Source organism: Vibrio sp. 10N.261.52.A1 (assembly GCF_002876325.1).
Classification (GTDB): Bacteria; Pseudomonadota; Gammaproteobacteria; order Enterobacterales; family Vibrionaceae; genus Vibrio; species Vibrio chagasii.
In genome coordinates this window covers 1-2,559 of record NZ_MCYD01000179.1, presented here as the reverse complement: position 1 = coordinate 2,559, position 2,559 = coordinate 1, and the positions used below count along the sequence as shown (strand labels likewise).

2 protein-coding genes are annotated in these 2,559 nt (G+C 38.3%); one reads left to right on the top strand and one right to left on the bottom strand.

Features of this window, described 5'->3' with window-relative positions:
• Positions 1–347, top strand: a 347-nt coding sequence (locus BCT81_RS02430) for a GGDEF domain-containing protein (RefSeq protein ID WP_133152494.1), incomplete at its 5' end; no start/stop codon positions are given.
• A gap of 675 nt (positions 348–1,022) precedes the next feature.
• On the opposite strand, the gene BCT81_RS02425 is transcribed toward BCT81_RS02430, so the two are convergent.
• A partial coding sequence (locus BCT81_RS02425; RefSeq protein WP_102423143.1) for a PAS domain-containing methyl-accepting chemotaxis protein occupies positions 1,023–2,559 on the bottom strand: 1,537 nt, incomplete at its 5' end.

Sequence of the window (2,559 nt, the reverse complement as noted above, 5' to 3'; positions counted from 1 at the left end):
CAGTAATAATATATGCTGATATCGATAAGTTTAAATTTATTAACGATACATATGGTCATGAAGCTGGTGATATGGTTTTAGAGAAGTATTCTCAAATTATATCAACGAAATGGCCAGGGAGAGCATATCGTATCGGAGGGGACGAATTTATACTCACAGCCAAACGACTATCACCAGGTCTGAGCTCTTTAGTCTCTGAACTTAAATCTTTTCGTGTATTTGTTGAAGGTATAGAAATGTGTGTTGATGTTTCTATGGGAAGTTTAGTTATAAAAGAAGATAATACCTGTCTTAGAGAAGCTCTTTCCCAGGTTGATGTAAGGATGTATAAAGATAAAATAGTATAAGTATCAAAGCTGCCATAATTCTTAGTCATCAGAAATAGGTTATCTGCCTTAGATAGCACTAGTCTATGAAAGATATATTGCTTATTCTTTTGACTGTCAGACGGCTAAGTTTGGCAGTTATTAGTTTGTGCCTCGAGGTAGAAGGGACTGTCAAAATGATTCAATCTACCTTTTAGTTTTGCCGTAAATACGTGCCCCCGCTTCAAGTATTAGATACCTGTTCCCGATTGAAAAGCCGTAAAATCAACTAGCTGATGATTTCCTAGACACCAAGCCTTCGTCTAAAGCTCTTATTCATCTCTGTAATTTTGGGGATTAAGGTACTCATTTAAAACCCTTAGCTTTTCTTACCTATTCGGGGAGTTTTGTATTAATAAGTTTTACATAGCTCAAATAGTTGAGGGATATTCTAACGACGTAACTGGTTAACTATTTCGAAGTATAGCGATGCTTAATTATGTACATACTTGGATTAGGTTCAGTTTTGTTTAACGTATTTCACGCCGACCGGGGCATTGTCTAGCCTAAGTCTGCCAAACTTTTGGGGAAGGGGAGGTATTATTTATTAGGATAAGGCCACCATGCCAATGAGTCAGAGTTCGCTACCTACTGGCATGGTGATTATTATGGTTAAATGTTAGGGTTAAAAACTTGTATTGAGCTTTGTTAGCTGTATTAAACTTGCCTAAACTGGGCCACTAAGTTTTGTTGATCTTCTAGATATTGAGTCAGTTGGTCACTTGACTTGGTACTAGATTCGGCAGCACGCTGATTTTCAATCGATTTGTCATATATCTGTTGTATCGACTGGTTCATTTCGTGACTAACAGATGTCATCTCTTCAATAGCGGTTGCAATTTGAATGCTTCTGTCAGATATGTTGTTCACGTTTAGTAGTGCATCATTAAGCTCTCTCTCGGTCTCATCAGATGCCTCGATACATGAGCTGGATGCATCAATAGCGTCATCTATTAACATGGCGGCTTTACGGGTTTGACTTTGTATTTCAGATGTCAGAGTAGTGATTTTTAAGGTTGCATTTTGGCTTTGCTGTGAAAGAGTTCTCACTTCGTCTGCTACCACCGCAAACCCTTTACCATGTTCTCCTGCGCGAGCAGCTTCAATTGCAGCATTTAGCGCTAACAGTTTTGTTTGTTCTGAAACTTTACATATCAAGTCCACGACTTCGTCTATGCTGTCGAGCTTTTCGACTAGCTTGATTATAGAACTCGATGTTTGAGTCAACTCATCAGAGACGCGTGATATGTGTTGTGCTGTTTCGTTGACCGCTTTTTTACACTTGTCTACTGACTCTATAGAGGTTTCCGCGTTCCTCGATGTGCTAGACGCGTTCTCAGCAATTTCTGAAATCGCACTGCCCATTTCAGTGATCGCGGTTGCGGTTTGTGATAATTGATCGTTTTGCTCACTAATATTAGTCAATGTAATATTTGCAGCAGTCATATTATCTTTCGCAGTATTGAGTGTATCTGTATTGGAGGCTTGAATTCTTCCTACTACGGCGTTTAACTCTGATTTACGCATCTTCAGTGCAAGTTCAATTTGGCTAACGTCATCTAGACAACCTGTATATATTAGCTGTGCTAGAGGGTTGTCATAAATCTTCTGTGCGCTTTTTGTTAACTTATCTAGTCTTCTTGTTAAAGCAAAAGTTGACGTCATAGAGAGCGTAAATAGTCCAAAAGCTAAACTATAATTCACCGGTGTTGTGTAGGCCAAAGCTAAGAATATTGGAGCATTTGATAGCGTTATTTTTTGCCAAAGCTTTAGTTTTGGTAGTGATAATCTTTTTATCTTTTCTCCATTATTTAGTCGTTTGTAAATGTTGTTAGCTCTGCAAACATTCTCCTGATCTGCAATTAGACGAACAGATTGGTACTCTACAGTTTTTCCATTCAATTTTATTGGGGTTGCATATGCATCCACCCAATAGTAATCGCCGTTTTTAGTTCTATTCTTTACGAGCCCCATCCAAGATTTTCCGGATTGCAAATGTGACCACATATCCTTAAATGCAGCTTTTGGCATATCCTTATGACGAACTAAGTTATGTGGTTGCCCTTTTAGTTCTTCATAACTAAAACCCGCAACGGTACAGAAATTGTCGCTGGCGTAAGTAATATAGCTATGTAAATCTGTTGTTGATAGCAAGTTAAAACTAGCAGGAAAAGTTATTTCTTTACTCAATTGA